The 17,797-nt window shown below is 38.2% G+C and carries 18 protein-coding genes; 7 read left to right on the top strand and 11 right to left on the bottom strand.

Annotation, left to right across the window (positions count from 1 at the left end; translation table 11 throughout):
• The first annotated feature begins 553 nt into the window (after positions 1-553).
• The 4 genes from ltrA to BMX83_RS03015 all read left to right on the top strand — a co-directional run bounded on the left by ltrA (position 554) and on the right by BMX83_RS03015 (position 4,488).
• Positions 554-1,942, top strand: a complete 1,389-nt coding sequence (ltrA, locus tag BMX83_RS03030) for a group II intron reverse transcriptase/maturase (RefSeq protein WP_091633157.1) — start codon at positions 554-556, stop codon at positions 1,940-1,942.
• 250 nt (positions 1,943-2,192) lie between these two features.
• Entirely contained in the window at positions 2,193-2,930 is a 738-nt protein-coding gene (locus BMX83_RS03025; RefSeq protein ID WP_091633154.1) for a methionine ABC transporter ATP-binding protein, read from the top strand.
• Positions 2,931-2,976: 46 nt separating this feature from the next.
• Positions 2,977-3,609, top strand: coding sequence for a methionine ABC transporter permease (locus BMX83_RS03020; protein WP_177170481.1), 633 nt, complete (start codon positions 2,977-2,979; stop codon positions 3,607-3,609).
• Between the two features lie 36 nt (positions 3,610-3,645).
• Positions 3,646-4,488 carry a MetQ/NlpA family ABC transporter substrate-binding protein gene (locus tag BMX83_RS03015; protein WP_091633148.1) on the top strand — a complete coding sequence of 281 codons (843 nt, stop codon included), beginning with the start codon at positions 3,646-3,648 and terminating at the stop codon, positions 4,486-4,488.
• A 101-nt stretch (positions 4,489-4,589) separates the two neighbouring features.
• Here BMX83_RS03015 and BMX83_RS03010 read toward each other — a convergent pair whose 3' ends face one another.
• The 6 genes from BMX83_RS03010 to BMX83_RS02985 form a co-directional block, all read right to left on the bottom strand.
• A complete protein-coding gene (locus tag BMX83_RS03010; protein WP_177170476.1) occupies positions 4,590-5,501 on the bottom strand; it encodes a nuclease-related domain-containing protein in 912 nt (303 codons plus the stop codon).
• A 231-nt stretch (positions 5,502-5,732) separates the two neighbouring features.
• On the bottom strand, positions 5,733-6,011 hold the full coding sequence (locus BMX83_RS03005; protein ID WP_091633143.1) for a hypothetical protein: 279 nt from the start codon (positions 6,009-6,011) through the stop codon (positions 5,733-5,735).
• Between the two features lie 179 nt (positions 6,012-6,190).
• Complete coding sequence (locus tag BMX83_RS03000; protein ID WP_091633140.1) at positions 6,191-6,955, bottom strand: ABC transporter ATP-binding protein; 765 nt, start codon at positions 6,953-6,955, stop codon at positions 6,191-6,193.
• Positions 6,956-6,957: 2 nt separating this feature from the next.
• Complete coding sequence (locus BMX83_RS02995; protein ID WP_091633137.1) at positions 6,958-7,833, bottom strand: ABC transporter permease; 876 nt, start codon at positions 7,831-7,833, stop codon at positions 6,958-6,960.
• 16 nt (positions 7,834-7,849) lie between these two features.
• Positions 7,850-8,899, bottom strand: a complete 1,050-nt coding sequence (gene trpX / locus BMX83_RS02990) for a tryptophan ABC transporter substrate-binding protein (protein WP_091633134.1) — start codon at positions 8,897-8,899, stop codon at positions 7,850-7,852.
• Between the two features lie 586 nt (positions 8,900-9,485).
• A complete protein-coding gene (locus tag BMX83_RS02985; protein WP_143059477.1) occupies positions 9,486-9,857 on the bottom strand; it encodes a hypothetical protein in 372 nt (123 codons plus the stop codon).
• Positions 9,858-9,980: 123 nt separating this feature from the next.
• Between BMX83_RS02985 and BMX83_RS02980 the strand changes: the two genes are divergently transcribed.
• Positions 9,981-11,120: an NAD(P)/FAD-dependent oxidoreductase gene (locus BMX83_RS02980; RefSeq protein WP_091633129.1), complete on the top strand. Its 1,140-nt coding sequence runs from the start codon at positions 9,981-9,983 to the stop codon at positions 11,118-11,120.
• A 47-nt stretch (positions 11,121-11,167) separates the two neighbouring features.
• On the opposite strand, the gene BMX83_RS02975 is transcribed toward BMX83_RS02980, so the two are convergent.
• Positions 11,168-11,869: a phosphatase PAP2 family protein gene (locus BMX83_RS02975; RefSeq protein WP_091633125.1), complete on the bottom strand. Its 702-nt coding sequence runs from the start codon at positions 11,867-11,869 to the stop codon at positions 11,168-11,170.
• Between the two features lie 197 nt (positions 11,870-12,066).
• On the opposite strand from BMX83_RS02975, the gene guaC reads away from it, so the two are divergent.
• The gene (guaC, locus tag BMX83_RS02970) at positions 12,067-13,098 is read left to right on the top strand and encodes a GMP reductase (protein ID WP_091633122.1); all 1,032 of its coding nucleotides are present in this window, start codon (positions 12,067-12,069) and stop codon (positions 13,096-13,098) included.
• 225 nt (positions 13,099-13,323) lie between these two features.
• On the opposite strand, the gene BMX83_RS02965 is transcribed toward guaC, so the two are convergent.
• The 4 genes from BMX83_RS02965 to BMX83_RS02950 form a co-directional block, all read right to left on the bottom strand.
• Positions 13,324-13,878 (bottom strand): AAA family ATPase, encoded by a 555-nt coding sequence (locus tag BMX83_RS02965; protein WP_091633119.1) that lies wholly within the window; start codon positions 13,876-13,878, stop codon positions 13,324-13,326.
• A gap of 56 nt (positions 13,879-13,934) precedes the next feature.
• Positions 13,935-14,597, bottom strand: a complete 663-nt coding sequence (locus BMX83_RS02960) for an undecaprenyl diphosphate synthase family protein (protein WP_091633117.1) — start codon at positions 14,595-14,597, stop codon at positions 13,935-13,937.
• 345 nt (positions 14,598-14,942) lie between these two features.
• Complete coding sequence (locus tag BMX83_RS02955) at positions 14,943-16,292, bottom strand: D-serine ammonia-lyase (RefSeq protein WP_091633114.1); 1,350 nt, start codon at positions 16,290-16,292, stop codon at positions 14,943-14,945.
• A gap of 137 nt (positions 16,293-16,429) precedes the next feature.
• Positions 16,430-16,867 (bottom strand): DUF1801 domain-containing protein, encoded by a 438-nt coding sequence (locus BMX83_RS02950; protein WP_091633111.1) that lies wholly within the window; start codon positions 16,865-16,867, stop codon positions 16,430-16,432.
• Between the two features lie 164 nt (positions 16,868-17,031).
• On the opposite strand from BMX83_RS02950, the gene BMX83_RS02945 reads away from it, so the two are divergent.
• Entirely contained in the window at positions 17,032-17,793 is a 762-nt protein-coding gene (locus tag BMX83_RS02945) for a threonine/serine exporter family protein (RefSeq protein ID WP_245746616.1), read from the top strand.
• Positions 17,794-17,797: the final 4 nt, after the last annotated feature.

Here is a 17,797-nt window from a genome sequence, read left to right as displayed (position 1 = left end):
GTTTCATCATATATTCATCATAAATAATTCAAAGTTATTTTCTATAATAAAGATATACCCACAGCAACCAACTTATTTTATGATGACCACGCTCCTCCAAGCGTTGGTTAATCACTCCTTTTTAAGCACTAATCGCCTCGGCGGTTGGTGCTTTTTTATGTGCGCCCGGCATGGGCGATAACTTGGTGGTGAAAGTCCACTACAGACTTGACAGTAGGAACTGTTAGCGAAAGCCAAGGGTGTCCGCCGCGTGGCGGAATCTGAAGGAAGGCCGACGCAAATGCTTGCACTGACGAACAGAAATTTCATATGAAGGCTGAACCAGGATGGATAAGCTTGCATAACAAAGTGAAGTCCGATACTGTCCGAATCCTGTACAGTAGATGAAGCAGTGACATGAGCAGAAGGTTATCGTTCTTACCCAGGGAGGTCTGTCTAGCGACCGATGGTCGTAGTAATAACGAATAGACAGAAGTCAGCCGAGGTCATAGTAGGGAAAATGTACCGAAGGACCGAACAATATTAATACTTTGAAGATTGGAGGTTAGGCATTATGACAAACGCAGAAAACAATCAAAAGGTTGGCAAACTACAAAGGGATAAGCTGGAAGCGAAAGAGTATGTAGATGTGCGGAGTAATCGCCTAGGTGAATATAAAGACAAGTATGGTGAGTCTCTAATGAGGCTCGTTGTAAGTGAGAAGAATCTATTCGAAGCAGCTAAAATTGTTAAACGCAATAAAGGAGCTGCTGGAGTAGATGGTATGACAGTTAATGAAATAGAATCACATATTATGAAAATGAGCCCGTATTTAAAAAAGAAACTGTTAGACGGATCCTATAAACCACAACCAGTTAGACGTGTGGAGATTCCGAAAGCAAATGGTGGTATCCGAAAACTGGGTATTCCAGTCGTACGGGACCGAGTGGTCCAGCAAGCCATCAGGCAAGTGATAGAACCTATCATTGATAAACATTTCCTTCCGCATAGTCATGGGTTCCGAAAAGGGAAAAGCAATCATACAGCTTTGAAAGAGTGTGTCGGCTATTATCAGCAAGGCTACAAAGTAGCCGTCGATTGTGACCTGAAACAATGCTTTGATACACTCAATCATGATAAGCTGATGTGCTATCTCGAACAGTATATACAGGACAAAATGATTCTGAAAATTATCCGTAAGTTCTTACAGAGCGGTGTCATAGATCTGTCTGGCGAATTCGTAGAAAGTAACACAGGCGCACCACAAGGTGGCGTGATATCGCCCCTACTCAGTAACGTATACTTGCATGAACTGGATAAAGAAATGAAGCAAAGAGGTCATCGGTTTGTCCGTTTCGCTGATGACTTCGTCATCTTTGTGAAGTCAAAACGAGCCGGTGAACGTGTGCTCCAAAGTATCACGCGCTTCATTGAAAAAGACCTGAAATTAACTGTCAACCAAGAGAAAAGTAAAGTGGGTTCACCAACGCGTTTAAAGTTCTTGGGCTGTCTGATAACCACAGTGAATGGGGTCTGTCGCTACAGACCTTCGAACGAAGCCAAAGCGAAATTCATTCGTACCTTGAAACGCTTGACTAAACGTAAGCGAGCAGGGAAGTTTGATGAGATTGTCAAAGAGATAAACAGCCGAACAAGAGGCTGGATAAATTATTTCGGCACAGGTTTCATCAAAACCTTCGTCACGAAAGTAGAGCAATGGCTCCATCACCGTATCAGGCAACTGATTTTAAAAAGATGGAAAAATCCACGTACTAAGATTAGCAGATTAATGCGTTTAGGTCTAGATATGAACAGTGCTAAACGCATTGGCTACTCCAGAAAGAAATATTGGAGACTCTCAAAAACACCTGAGGTTCATTGGGTGCTTACAACGAAAAGACTCTACCGGTGGAACGTAGTTTCACTACGAGACCTGGCAGAGTCTGCTTACTTAAGATATTGAACCGCCGTATACGGAACCGTACGTACGGTGGTGTGAGAGGACGATAAATGAATTAATCATTTATCTCCTACTCGATTATCTTTTACTATTTAGATCTCCGATAAAATAAAACCGTCCTTTGCCACTCAAAAGATTAAAAAATTCTAAATTTTATTTGCACTCCTTCACTTGGCTATTTATAATAGAGTGTGTTACTATTTATAATGGTGAATATAACCGCTTAAGTGCTTGGCAAATAAGGAGAGATCAAATGATTGAATTTGATTCTGTTACAAAAATATTCCAAGAAAAAGATCGCGTATTTACTGCTTTATCAGATATTTCGCTTTCCATTAGTAAAGGAGAAGCCTTTGGTATCGCAGGTAAAAGTGGTGCGGGAAAGTCAACCTTGCTTCGTATGATTAACGCGCTAGAGGAGCCAACATCGGGGACTGTTACCATTGAGGATACAACGCTTAATAATGTGAACAAAATACACTTACGCTCCTTAAAAAAACGAACCGGTATGGTTTTTCAACAATTCAATCTGCTTTACAACAAGACTGTTGCTGAAAACGTTCATTTACCTTTGGAGTTACATAACCACCCTACACACTTAACTGTTGAAGAAGCTTTGCATTTTGTAGGTTTAAAAGACAAGAAAGATCAATATCCTTCCCAATTAAGTGGCGGACAAAAGCAACGCGTAGGTATTGCTAGGGCATTGATTACACGACCTGATATTTTATTGTGTGATGAACCAACGTCAGCCTTAGATCAGAATACGACTGAAGAAATTGTTCAGGTTTTGAAAAAAGCACATAAAGCCTTTGATATGACCATTGTTGTTGTTACTCATGATTTACTGGTGATTAAAGCTTTATGCCAGCGCGCTGCAGTTTTAGAAAATGGCGAGCTAGAAACAATCATTGATGTTAGCCAGTCAAACAAGCAGACCGCAGACAGGCCTTATTATGAACGTGCAATCGAGGTGTTAGGCAGTGATTGAAACGATAAACTTATACTTCGAACATGTCCTTGAGTACCTTCCGCGCATGCTAGAAAGTTTAGGCGAGACTGGAATCATGCTTTTCTTTGCCATACTTGCGGCTATTCTACTGGGAATCCCTGTTGGAACACTACTTTTCCTTACAAGTTCTGGGAATCCTATGGAACATCATCTACTTAACCGCCTAGTAAACACATTAGTTAATATTATTCGGTCCTTTCCCTTTCTGCTTTTAGTGGTGGCTATGCAACCTTTTATACGACAAATCTATGGGCGTGCCACTGGCGATCCTATCGCGGCTTCCTTCCCCATGATTGTCATTGCCATTGCTTTATATGCACGCTTTGTGGAACAGTCCCTGAATGATATCCCAAAAGCAATCATTGAAACAGCGCAATCTATGGGGGCGACAACTTGGCAGCTTGTGTGGAAATTCCTTTATGTCGAAGCGCGCAGCAGTTTAGTTATAGGCTTTACAACAGCTGTTATCAGTTTTGTTTCCTATTCTACGATTATGGGGGTAGTCGGTGGAGGCGGCATAGGTGATTTTGCTATCCGCTATGGTTACCAACGATACGAAACAGATATTATGTATACAGCCATCGTTCTGATTATTCTGCTTGTTGGTTTATTCCAATGGCTTGGTCTGAAAGTGGCTAAAATTTTAGATAAAAGATAATGAACGAACTATTTATTAAAAAAGGAGATCATCTTTATGTTTAAAAAAGGTTTATTACTAAGTACAACGGCTTTACTTCTATCAGCATGCGGTGAAACTGATGAAGCAGCAGATGACAATACTAACGAGAAAACTGAGGAAACAGTAACTATTCGTGTAGCCTCTCATCTCCCTCCAATGACTGATGTTGTCGAAATTGCTGGGGATGCTATCGAAGAGGGTTATGAGGTGGAACTCGTCGAAGTTTCTGATAATATCCAATACAACGAGGCCCTTTTAAATGAAGAAGTTGATGCCAACTTTGCTCAACACGAACCTTTTATGGAAATGTTCAACAAAGAACGTGACGGTAATTTAGTCGCTATTCAGCCAATCTACAATGCTATTGTTGGTTTTTATTCACCTGTCTATGATTCTGTTTCAGATATAGAAAAGGGGGCAGAAGTCGCTATTCCAAGTGACCCAACCAACGAGGCCCGCGCACTTGTGACACTGGAAGAGCATGAGTTGATCACGTTAGACCCTGATGTAAATAAATCAGAAGTTACTGATACTGATGTGGTTGAAAATCCACATGACTTCACCTTTACACATGTTGACTTATTAAACTTAACCGCTGCTTATGAAGATGGTGTGGAATTAGTATTCAACTATCCAACCTACATCGCAAACATTGATTTAACACCTGAAGACGCTATTGTTCTCCAAGCAGACGAAGAAAATCGTTTTGCTCAAACACTTATTGCTCGTGCGGATAATCAAGGTTCTGAAGAGATACAGGCTCTCGTAGATGCTATGACTAGCCAGGAAGTGTATGACTTTTTAGATGAGTTATCCGAAAACGGCCACTTAAGACCTGCATTTGAAGTTAGTGAATAAAGTTGTCAGAACCTTATAATATAGATATAATTTTAAAACAGTGCTTATAACTCAAAAGAGTTATAAGCACTGTTTTTTTATTTCAATTCATTCCTCTTATTTTATTCGTAGTAAGTCCCACTATTTTTTCCATAAGCCATCAAGTGTGTTTGAAGGATATGTCGTATTTTCCTGTGATTCACTCTATTTCCACACCACTCATTAATTGTGGATGTTGTGACTTTCTGTTCGGGAAATAAATACTTGAATTCCTCTATGCTACCTATAAGTAATTCTTCTATAGATAATTGCTTATAGCAAACTTTACAATAACACGAGCGTTGAGTAATAATTAGATTAAAAGAGCCACATGAACAGACAACCCCTGTTTTTAATTCTTTCTTATTATATAAAGGTAATTGTTTTTGGAAAAGCGATTCTTCCTTGTGCATGTCAATAAGTTTATCAGCAAGATAGTTACATTGCTTGGTTAATCTTTTGCATTTGGTGTTTAACTTTATCAATGCATCCTTAATTTGTGTTGAGAAAATTATTGAGTCTTCCACATTGGCGTTATATAGAGTAAAGGTTTCATTAATAAATAAAACATTAGCCTCGATTCTATAAGACAACCCCCACTCTTTAACCAACTGGCGCAAAAGTTCCTTTGTACGTTTTAGCTGGGTTAAAGGATTTCTTATTTCCTGACCACTTGTATAAGAAAGTTGGCCCGAGTTCATTTGAAAATCACCTTTATAATTCTTTATCTCATATAAATAAAGTGTATCTGTTGTTACAATCAGTGCATCAATCTGGAAAACATTTCCTTTGTTCTCAATCAATAAATCATTTATAACCAGTGCTTCACCGGTAAGATACGTTTTGACAAGCGTGTCAAAACGTTCCTCTCCTTCATAACCTTTCTCCAAGTTGATCAAGTATCGCTTATCCGTATTATCCAACTTGGTTCTTTTATCTAAATAATTTAATCCAATAAGTAATTTTGACTTCTCTCTCTTTTTAATAATTTTCATCATTTCACCTCACTATTAATATTAGCGAATAAATGAAAAAATCATTATTTTTATTGAATTTTTTTTAAAAAGATTTTTAAGAATGAATGAATAGGCACATCTGCCTATTCAAAACCCTTCTAAACCCACTACGGTTGCTATTATACCGACTTTTTCACACCACTCACTGTTTTTCGCGGTTCAGTTAGCTGATGTAGGCGCTACTTCACACCACTCACTGTTTTTCGCGGTTCAGTTAGCTGATGTAGGCGCTACTTCATACCACTCACTGTTTTTCGCGGCTGAGTTAGCTAATGTAGGCACTTCTTCATACCACTCACTGTTTTTCGCGGTTGAGTTAGCTGATGTAGGCACTACTTCACACCACTCACTGTTTTTCGCGGCTGAGTTAGCTGATGTAGGTGCCACTTCACACCACTCACTGTTTTTCGCGGTTGAGTTAGCTGATGTAGGCGCTACTTCATACCACTCACTGTTTTTCGCGGCTGAGCTAGCGGATGTAGGAGCCACTTCACACTACTCACTATTTTTCGCGGCTGAGCTAGCGGATGTAGGAGCCACTTCACACTACTCACTATTTTTCGCGGCTGAGCTAGCTGATATAGGCGCTACTTCATACCACTAATAGATCCCCGCCCTCTAGTCAGATTAGTTTAGTCTTCCTTTGCTTATTTTAACTGTATTAGGCGCTACTCTCTTTCAAAAAGAACAAACAAATCTTCTAACGTCAATTTATTCTTTTCTTCTTCACCCAAATCTAGTTTCACTTTGCCATTTTCCATCAAGATCAATCGATTCCCGTACGTCAAAGCATCCTCCATACGATGCGTGATCATTAAGCAAGTCAGCTCTTTTTCTTGAATCATTTGATTAGTTAGTGCCATCAATCGTTTTGACGTCTTTGGATCCAAGGCGGCTGTGTGTTCATCTAAAAGAAGCAAATCCGGCTCTGTCAAAGTAGTCATCAACAAACTCAGAGATTGACGTTGCCCGCCTGACAGATGCCCTGTCGGTGTATCGAGGTGGTCCTCAAGACCATTACCGATTGAGGCACAGAGCTCCTCAAAATATTTCCGATGCTCTTTCAGCTTTCTTGGAAGGAAAGGTCGTTTCTTACCACGTTTCAAAGCGAGCAATAAATTTTCTTCAACTGTCATACGTGGGGCAGTCCCCATCTTAGGATCTTGGAAAACGCGTCCCATAAAGCGTGCGCGTTTTTCTTCTGACCAGGTCGTTACGTTTTTCTCTTTAAAATCTATCTGCCCACTCGTTACTGACTGAGAACCTGTGATACTATTGAATAATGTTGATTTCCCAGCACCATTTCCACCGAGAACTGTAATGAAATCTCCCTTATTAATCGTCAGATCAACATGATCTAATATTGTATTATTCATATCCGATTCATTCTGTATAATTTTCGTTATGCTTTTTAATTCAAGTAATTCTTCCATTATCACTCTCTCCTTCCACTAAAGCCAGTTAACTTCAACCCTTTGCGGAGTTGAGGACTCATGAGGAATAGTGCTAATATTGATGAACTGAATAGACGTATATAAGTCGTATCGAAGCCGAGCTGGATTACAGCTAAGAGTAATAATTGATACAACACACTTCCAATTACAATCGTTAAAAGTCTTTCCCCTAATGTCACTTCTTTGAAAATAACTTCGGCAATAATAATAGACGCTAGACCAATAACGATGATACCAATCCCACCGTTAACATCTGCGTAGCCGTTATCCTGTGCGATCAAGGCGCCCGATAAAGCAATAACACCGTTGGCAAAAACCAGACCTAGTATTTTCATATTATCCGTTTTAATCCCTATAGAACGGGCCATCGACTCATTGTCACCCGTCGCAATGTAGGCCTGTCCCTTACTTGTGTAAAAGAAAAAGAGTAAGCCACTTATTACTAATGTTAAAGCGAGTAACCCGATAAAAATCACATCAAAATAATTCGGGAGGCCAGTAAATAAATCATAAAGCTTTGGATAATTCAACAAACTCAGATTAGGTCGTTGCATTACAAAAAGAATAACTGAATGCAGCCCGGACATGACAAGTATCCCCGATAAGATAACAGGTACTTTTCCTTTAGTGTAAAGTAAGCCCGTAACGAGCCCGGCTGCCATACCAGCTAAAATAGCCAGCAGTGTTGCAACGAAAGGATGAATCCCTGAGACGATTGCAGTGACAGCTACAGCTGAGCCGAGCGGGAACGAGCCTTCCACAGTTAAATCTGGAAAGTTTAAAATGCGATAGGTAGTAAAAATACCAATACCTAAAATAGCCCATAAAAAGCCTTGTGCAATTGCGGATATAAACATACTCTGAACTCCTTTCTTAATTCTTAGATTCTATAATCGTTGCATCATCAAGTAGTGATTGTGGAACATCTATCTCTAATAATTCAGCTTGTTCAATATTAATTAATTTATCTCCCCTATCCAAAACATAAACGGGAAAGTCACTTGGGTCGGCGCCATCTAAAACTTCTGCAGCTATTCGCCCACTTTCAACGCCTGTATCCATCTGATTAATCCCGACAGTTGCTAGCCCACCTTGTGCGATCATAGAATCTACAGTTGGGATAAGTGGAACATTATAACGATTCGCTTCATTTACCACAGTGTTAAATGCACTAGCGATTGTATTATCGGTTGGTAAGTAAATGGCATCCACTTCCTGCGTCATTGTTGCGACAGTCTGTTTAATTTCATTTGTACTAGATACTTTGTAGGTAACTGGATTTAAATCATACTCTTCTATTGTATTAATCGCACGTTCTGCCTCTGCTTGTGCATTATCTTCTCCTGAACTATATAAAACGCCAATATCAGTTGCTTCAGGTAATAGCTCCAGCATCATATCAAGTTGAGCTTTCACAGGCGCTTCATCTTTTACCCCTGTAATGTTCTTGCCAGGGACCTCTTCTGAATCGACTAACCCAGCCCCTACTGGATCGCTAACTGCTCCCATAATGATTGGGATGTCATCTGTCGCATTAGCGAAAGCCTGACTAGCTGGTGTTCCAATACCTATAAGGATATCTGCACCGTCTTCAACCAATGTCTGCGCCATCGTATTCATCAAGTTTTGATCACCTTGACCATTTTGGAAAATAATTTCAGCATTTTCCCCATCGACATAACCATTTTCTGAAAGACCTTTTCTTGCTCCTTCAGTGATTGCATCTAGTGCCGGGTGGCTTGTTGTTTGAAGTATTCCTACCACTATAGATTCCTGATCGCCTGATATTTCTGAATTTTTATCATTTGTTGTATTTTCTTTTGAATCTTTATTGTCCTTTGCATCCCCTAAAGAGAAAGCAAAAACCCCCACCAATAATAAAGCAAGTGCACCAAGTATAATCATTAATTTTTTATTTTTCATTTCAAAACATTCCTCTCAAATTTTAATTTTATTTTTTAGTTATATTCTTATTGATTTTTAGTGAACCATTCCCAGTCAGATAGCATCTGCATCATTCCTTTCTATGTAAACAAGTAACACTCTTAACGACCCATTTTCTTCTTTTTCAGAAAATAGAATAAAATAAAAAGGCACTAACCATGAATAAAAATACAATCATGGTCAGTGCCTATAAAATAGCAAAAACCACATAGATGGTGTTATCATCTATGTGGCGTAAATTCAAAGAAAGCATCAGAAAAAGCCGGCATAGATACAAAATTTAGATGATCTAAACGTTGTATCTATGAAAGAAAAATTCTATCATCTATACAACGATCTGCGCCAGCTGTGCCAAGCATTATTCAATTTATATGAATCAACAGATTGTGTATACATGCGAACCTCTCCCTCGTTTATCTCTAATGTACATTCCATGCTACAGACTCTTTTATCATTCGTCAACACTTATCTCCTGAATTTTTTTATTTCTTAGAAATGTTTTTCTTAAAAACTATCTAGATGATAATTCTTATGACCTCATACTTCTCCTTTCATTTTACTATATTTATTTCACTATTTTCTTGATACGCCAGTCAACTAGCCACTGTGACAGAAAGAACATGGCTATAGCAGTAAGGCTTAGAACCAACTCATAATCACCAGTAAAGCGCCTAGAAAAAAATAAAGTAATTAGAACAAGAAGCAGAAAAATTTTGACTACACTATTTATAATGAGGAATTTTTTAATCCTTTCGTCTTTTACCTCTTTTTCTTTCAACAAAGTAGCAACTTTTACCCCTCTGAACATTGTGACATAAGGCGATGCATAAGCTTTTTGGCTTGCCTTTATTATGCTAACAACCTCTAGCGAAAAAATTCCTAGCGTCAAAATAATAATAAAAATATTTAAGAACCCCATAAACTTTTCTCCTTTCAATGGCTTTGTCCCCATTATCAATAGACTAAGCTTAGTTAAAAGCTCAATTCGTGTCAATAATTAATTCAATGTCTCTAAATTCATGTTAAAATAGAAAATAATTGAGTAAAAGAGGTGCAGTATATGAATAAAAAGAAAGTCACCATAATTGGTGCAGGAATCGTTGGCGCATCCGCTGCCTATGTATTAAGTAAAGAAAGTGATATCGAGTTGACGATATACGACGAAGGGACAGGACAAGGGACAGCCGCTGCAGCCGGCATTATAAGCCCTTGGCTATCTAAGCGACGTAATAAAAAATGGTACACCATGGTCAAAGAAGGTGCAGCTTTCTATCCTAACTTTTTAAATGATGTTATGGCTGGTGCCCCCACACCTTCAAGCGTCTACAAACGAGTCGGAACGCTTCTTTTCAAGAAAAATTATAAACAACTAGAAGAACTGCTCGCTATCGGTTTGAAAAGGCGTGAAAATGCACCAGAAATTGGGGATCTGGCTATTCTTTCACCGCAGGAAATCAAGGAACTGGTTCCCATTTATACCCAAAATAAATCAGCTCTTTATGCCTCTGGAGGCGCGCGTGTTGATGGTAAAAAACTAGTAAATCTGTTGCTCGATAAAGCCGTCAACAATGGCGCTACTTTGAAACACGAACACGTCACCCTTGGTCGTTTAGATCAGACTTACTCCATCAATTATGGACACCAAACAGATCCAGCGGATGCTGTTATTCTTTCAGCCTCGGCTTGGCTACCAGAATTATTGGAACCTCTAGGATACAATGTAGATATTCATCCCCAAAAGGGACAATTGGTTGAAGTGACTTTTGATGGATATAAAACTGAAAATTGGCCCGTTATTATGCCTGAGGGGGAAAAAGACATTACACCTTTTGAAAATGGAACAGTCGTTATAGGAGCTACCCATGAGAATGAAAAGGGCTTTGACTTGGAAATTGAAAAATCCGCCTTAACCTCCATGATCAAAGAAGCATCACATACCTTTTCTCATTATTTCAGTACATCTTCTATTGCATCCTTTCGATCAGGCACACGCGCCTATACATCTGATTTTTCACCCTTTTTTGGAGAAATTCCAGGTTTAGAAAATGTCTATGCTGCGAGTGGTTTGGGTGCAACGGGGCTTACCGCTGGACCTCTTGTTGGTCAATCGCTTGCGTCTTTATTGCTTGATGAGAACGTACGCTTGTCACCTGAAGATTATCCTATTGATAAATATGTTAAAAAAAATCAGTTAAATTAACCCTCTCAAAAGTAGTGACTACTCTTGAGGGGGCCTTTTATTTATGATTATTTTTTTGTTTCAATCGGATTTTTTATTTCCTTTTTCGTTAAAGACAGACTGTATATGCCTAAACTGAAAGCCAGTACAGCTAAGCCTAGAGAGTAACCACCGATAATATCAGAAGGATAGTGCACGCCTAAATAAATACGACTCATACCTATCAAAGCAATAAGCGGGATAATGATTAGGATAGCTGGTAAAATCACTTTCCATTTAGAGTACGTGCGGATGACTAGAAAAAGAAGCGCGCCATAGGCAATCATCGAGCCCATAGCGTGTCCACTTGGGAAGGAGTAACCCCCTTGTTCAATCAATGCATCAAAACTCGTCGGTCTTTCCCGTTGAAAGATGAATTTCATAGCCTGATTTAACACGCCTGCCCCTATACTAACAGTTAATAAATACCACCAAGCTATTTGCTTGTTCTTTTTAAAGAAACCAGCATACCCAGAAACAACGACAGTTAAAAGCGCAATGAATGATCCATCACCTAGTCTAGTAATAAAAATAAAAAAGGTGTCCAAGAGTGATTCTCTCTCATTATAAAACTCAGTCCCAATCCTTTTATCAAGTGTCCCAACGAATCCCCAATCATAAAAACTGATCCATACCAGTAACAGAAACGGGATTGTCATCACTAAGCCTAAAACAAAAAGGCGCTTAGGTGTCCCAAAATACTTTAATATAAACTTTTTAATCTCATCCATAATATCAATCTCCTCAATTAAATCATACTATAATCTTCGCTATTATTTGTAAAAATAGCAATTAAAACACATTTATTTTTTTCTCTTTGACTTCTCTATAACATTCAAGTAAAGTGGGTCAGGGAAACTTTTATACCAAAAAGTTTACTTCCCCCAAAATATTTGTCTTTATAGACAGAAAATAGAGGGATATGAAAATGAAAGTATTTGATTACGAAGATATACAACTTGTTCCAGCAAAATCTATTGTGAGAAGTCGTTCAGAGTGTAGCACGCAAGTAACCCTTGGCAACCACACCTTCGACCTTCCTGTAGTTCCGGCAAACATGCAGACAGTTATTGATGATGCACTTGCCATCTGGTTTGCTGAAAATAATTATTTTTATGTCATGCATCGTTTCAACGAAGACGATAGAAAGTCTTTTATTAAAACAATGAAACAAAAACAACTGATTTCCTCTATCAGTCTTGGCGTCAAAGATTATGAATATGATTTTGTCAAAGAATTGGCTGAGGAAAATCTTGTTCCTGATTATATTACCATTGATGTCGCTCATGGACACTCAGACCAAGTCATTGATATGATTAAACACGTTAAAAAACATATTCCTGAAACCTTCTTGATTGCAGGTAACGTCGGTACGCCCGAAGCGGTACGTGAGCTTGAAAACAGTGGTGCTGATGCAACAAAAGTAGGTATCGGACCAGGTAAAGTATGTACAACAAAATTAAAAACTGGCTTTGGTACTGGTGGATGGCAGCTCGCTGCGCTTTCTTCATGTAGCAAGGCAGCAAGAAAACCATTAATTGCGGATGGTGGTATCCGTACACACGGAGATATCGCAAAATCTATCCGATTTGGTGCAACCATGGTTATGATCGGGTCTCTCTTGGCTGGACATGAACAATCACCTGGAAAAACAATTGAAGTGAACGGCACTGTCTATAAAGAATATTTTGGCAGCGCATCTTCGCATCAAAAAGGCGAACGCCGTAATGTTGAAGGCAAAAAAATGCTGACAGAATACAAAGGCGATATAGCGGATACTTTACTTGAAATGAAACAAGATCTGCAGTCTTCTATTTCTTACGCAGGCGGTAATGATATTGAATCTTTAAGAAAAGTAGATTATGTCATTGTTAAAAATTCCATTATGAATGGTGAAAATTATAATTCAAGTGGTATAGACGTACCTGACAGCTTTGCATCAAGTAATTTCAACAATTAAATTGTTTAATAAAACACTATCAGCCCTTGAAAAGGCGATAGTGTTTTATTTTTTGTATAGCTCAACAACGATAATCATGATGATATATATAAAGGAAATAAACAATGGAATACAAATAGTCCACAAAGGGAGATTAACAATAAAACTCAGAAATAGATAAAGTACTAAAGTAAATAGTGGAACGGTAACTATCGTTTTGGGATCAATATCCATAATTTAACCTTCTCACTCTGCTTTTTGGTTAACGTCGCTTAGTGCTCCCAATATCTTTTCCACACTGTCTTCAACAACTTTATTTTCAATAATCAAGTCCGCTGTTTCAGGAGGTTTTAATTCATCAATAGTCTGGCTAAATGTTATACGTTCAGAAATTTTACTATCCTTATCTCCTCTGGCTCTCATGCGTTTTTTCATTTCTTCCTCTGAAACATGCACGAATACAACAAAGGTTTCTTCAGGATAAACAGTTTGCATTGCTTTAGCACCATTCTTATCTAAGGATACATGTACGATTGGGTGTTGAATTAATGCATTTTGAACTTCTGCCTTAGTGAGTCCGTATAGGTTATCATTATAAATCGTTTGTTCAACAAAATTATCTGGATTCAAATCCTTTTTATTTCTGAAATAATAGTCCACTCCATCAATTTCACCTTGCCGCTCGTTTCGCGTCGTTGTCGTGACAAGTTTTGGATAGCCCTTTTTCGAAAGTTCTTCTCCTAAAGTTGTTTTTCCACTGCCGCTTGGCCCTACGAGGACAATAATGCGTTTTCCCTCCATAACTACCCTTCTTTCTATTCCACTCATTTGTTTAATAACTTTCACTTAAGTACGCTTTAACCACCTAAAGTAACATCTGTTTCTTGATACCAAGATAGAGCCTCGTGTAAGTGCTCATCTTTATAAGCAGGCCACAGTTCATTGAAAACGTAAATATCGGAATATATCGACTGTACCGGTAGAAACCCACTTAAACGACGACGTCCGCCCCATCTTAAAATCATATCCATACGAGAAATATCTTTTGAAGCAATTCCTTTTGTAAAATCAGTCGATGACTCCTCGGTTGTTTCTTTTAGTGCATGATTAAGGTCCCAATTCCAGCCATAATTGACTAAAAAATTTACTTTCATTTTGCCTTCACCAAATTTTGTTCGCTTATTAGCATAAGGCAATAGCTCTTTAGGGAAGACTTTGGAATCTGTGTTACCCAAAACAAGTAGGTCAGCATCTTTTTCCTTTAAAGCATTAACAGAATCGACACATGCTTTCTGAAATGCTTTCGTTTGCAGTGAAGGGCGTTTGACATTATCCATCGTGAATCCATAATAAGTCATTTCTTCCACTCCAAGTTCTAAACAAGCTTCGTAAAGTTTCATGCCAGGGCCAATACCATAATCGTATCCATCATGCTTGCTCATGCCTTTACCTACAGCCCAGCGTCTGTTTCCATCTGGAATAACACCAATATGTTTCGGTAAACGTTTATATTTTCCCATGTTTTTACTCATCTCCTTATATTAAAACTAGGAATTATATAAGTTTTATTAGTATCATCATACCGTTTTTAACCTCTGTTCATCAACTAAATCGTTGCAATTACATTTTAAAAGTTACTCTAACGTAGTAATGTGCGCTGATCGTCTCTTTCACTATTTTAGAAATGATAAAAGTTATTGTAACAAATATATTCACAAAATATCTCATTCCAACTGTATTTTCACTAAATATATCCGTTCTTTTCTCAAAAAGAGCATACCCAAATTGAAAATAACCCAGCACATTTTATCCATAGATAAGCGTACTGAGTTATTTTGATTCACAAAAAATTAAATAATTTCTACTTAAAGTGATGCTTGACTAGAGTCGGCAAGAAATTCTTTTCGGTCTGCTTCTGGAACCATTGATCCGCCAGTCCCCCAGGCAAGGTGAGTTGCTTGACTCATTTTATCTATTAATTCCTTTTCTTGTAGGTAGGATTGTCCTTCTTCAGATTGCGCTAAACGATGGGCTCCAATAATGCCAGCAACAGCTGCTGGTTCAAGGAAAATGTCTTCATTACTGTGTAGACTAGATAATAAAGCCTTGAAATGGTCATCCGTGAGCGTATAACCGCCACTGAAGAATGTTTTCATTATTTTAGCTACTAAGCCAGATGTTCTAGGAACAGCTAAACCGTCTGCGACCGTTGAGCCTCCTAGGCCAAAATCAAAGACAGATAGCGCATCATATTCTTGAGTCATTAAGCCAATCATCATACTGGGCATTTCTGTCGGTTCAGCAAAGAAACAATGGACATTATCGCCAAAAGCCTGTTTCAATCCAAAAGTTACCCCACCAGGCGATCCACCAATCCCACAAGGAAGATAGACAAATAGAGGATGGTCAGCATCAACGGTGATTCCTGCCTTCTCCATTTGTTCTTTCATACGGAAGCCACCAACCGTATAGCCTAAAAATAAATCTACTGAGTGTTCATCATCCACAAAATAACTTTTAGGATCCGCTTCAGATTGAGCACGTCCTTTTTCTACAGCTTTAGAAAAATCTGTGTCATGCTCAATAACCTCTACTCCAATATTTTTTAGGTATTCTTTTTTCCATTTTTTGGCTTCAACTGACATGTGTACAGTTACGTCAAAACCTAATTGGCGCCCCATTGTACCAACACTTATCCCGAGATTGCCAGTTGTTCCTACAGTTATATTGAATTGAGAAAAGAAGTCTTTCATTTCGTCGCTCGCAAATACTGAATAATCTTCATCAGTATTTTTTAAAAAGCCATGTTCAAGTGCCAATGTTTCCGCGTGTTTAAGGACTTCATAAATAGCCCCTCTTGCTTTGATTGTCCCAGAAATGGGGAGCAAATCATCACGCTTCAGCCATAAACGTCCATTGACTTTTTCATTTAATTTATCATCCAAATACTCTTTCATCGTTGGAATTTCTGATATAGGTGATTCAATGATTCCGTTTAAATCTGAAGTTTCAGGGTATGATAATTCAATAAATGGCGCAAAGCGCTCAAGCCTCTCTTTGGCATCAAGTATTTCAGCCTGGCCATAGTCGATTTGTGCCGTCGCTTCTTTTGTCGGCAATACCATGCTATTCTTCCAAAATACTTCTTCATTATTTTTCACATCATTTAATAATGGTGACCTCTCAATTAATTGGCTAACATCTTTAAACGTCATTACTGGCTTCCTCTCTATTTTTAATAGTTAAAAGTTCTTTTTCAGCTACATCATTATAGCATACTCAAATAAACAGAAAAACAACTGAGCAAACCTTCTAATCAGAAGATAATTTTAGAATCAATTGTGATATATCTTTACTTTCTCGTAATATTCTCTTCCCCATAAAATTCTGATAAAAAGCGTATTGACTCTTTAATCAATTCTTTTAGCACGTCTGTGTCAATATCATCTAGCTTATTGACGTATACGCAAGCTTTTCCGGTTTTATGCTTACCAAAATTTTTCAATAAGTCATCACGTTTATCAAAGCCTGCTGGAAAATATAAGCTAATTCGGGCTTTACGAGGAGAGAATCCTACTAATAAAGAATCTCCTTCATGCCCTGTTTTATATTTATAATGATAGGCTCCAAAACCAACGATACTCTCTCCCCACATTTTAGGTTCCATTCCCGTCGTTTCTGAAAAAATATCCAGTAATTTATATGCATCTTCACGCTTTTTTGTTTTTTCTACTGATTCGATGAATTCTACTACACTTTTATCTGTCGGTTGTGTCTTAAGTTTATACATTGCTCTCTCCCCTTTTACTTTTTTATTGTAAGTATAATTAAATATACCATTTTATCCTATAAAGATTAAATGAATCAGCAAAATCTATTCGCAATTATCTAATATACTCGTTATACTAAGCGTATTAAAAAGAATGGTTTTTTATTGGACAAGGAGTGATGAGAGTGCAACAGCAATATACTGTGGCTAAAATTGTAGATATCTGTGTTGAAGCCGGTAGAGTGATGTTAGAAAATGGAGCAGAAACATACCGAGTAGAAGATACACTTTATCGGATAGCTAAAAGTTATCGTCTTGAAAATATCAACGTATTTGTTGTCCCTACTGCATTAATTATTACAGTTCAGGGTGACGACGGGCAAGATTACACGGAATTATTACGTATGAATGATAGAAATACCAATTTAGAAAAAGTTTCCATGGTTAACGATCTCTCAAGGCAATTAGCAAGAAAGCCGCTGCCTCCCAAAAAAGTTAGAGAAAAATTGTCGAATATAATAAACACACCAACGAACTTTACAAGGCTTCAAAGGAACCTCTCCATGGCCTTAGCTTGTGGAGGCTTTACACTCTTATTTGGGGGCTCTTATATGGAGGTTCTTCCAGCTTTTATAGCGGGTGGCCTAGGTCATTACTTGTTTGAAGTGGTTAAGAATTGGACAAATGTCAGTTTTTTCGCTGAGATGGTTGCCTCCTTTTTTATTGGCATGCTATCCTTCGTATTTGTTCGAATCGGTTTTGGTTTGGATCTTAATATTATTATAATAGGGAGTGTGATGTCTTTAGTCCCAGGTATGGCTATCACAAATAGCTTCAGGGACTTAATGGCTGGACACTTACTGGCCGGTGTAGCTGTACTTGCTAAGGCTTTAATCACAGCTGGCGCTATTGGTATCGGTATTGCTATTGTTCTTGCATTTTTATAAGGAG

This window comes from Alkalibacterium gilvum (assembly GCF_900109085.1).
GTDB lineage: Bacteria > Bacillota > Bacilli > Lactobacillales > Carnobacteriaceae_A > Alkalibacterium > Alkalibacterium gilvum.
The sequence above is the reverse complement of the archived record's forward strand: the minus strand, read 5'-3'. Positions and strand labels throughout refer to the sequence as shown.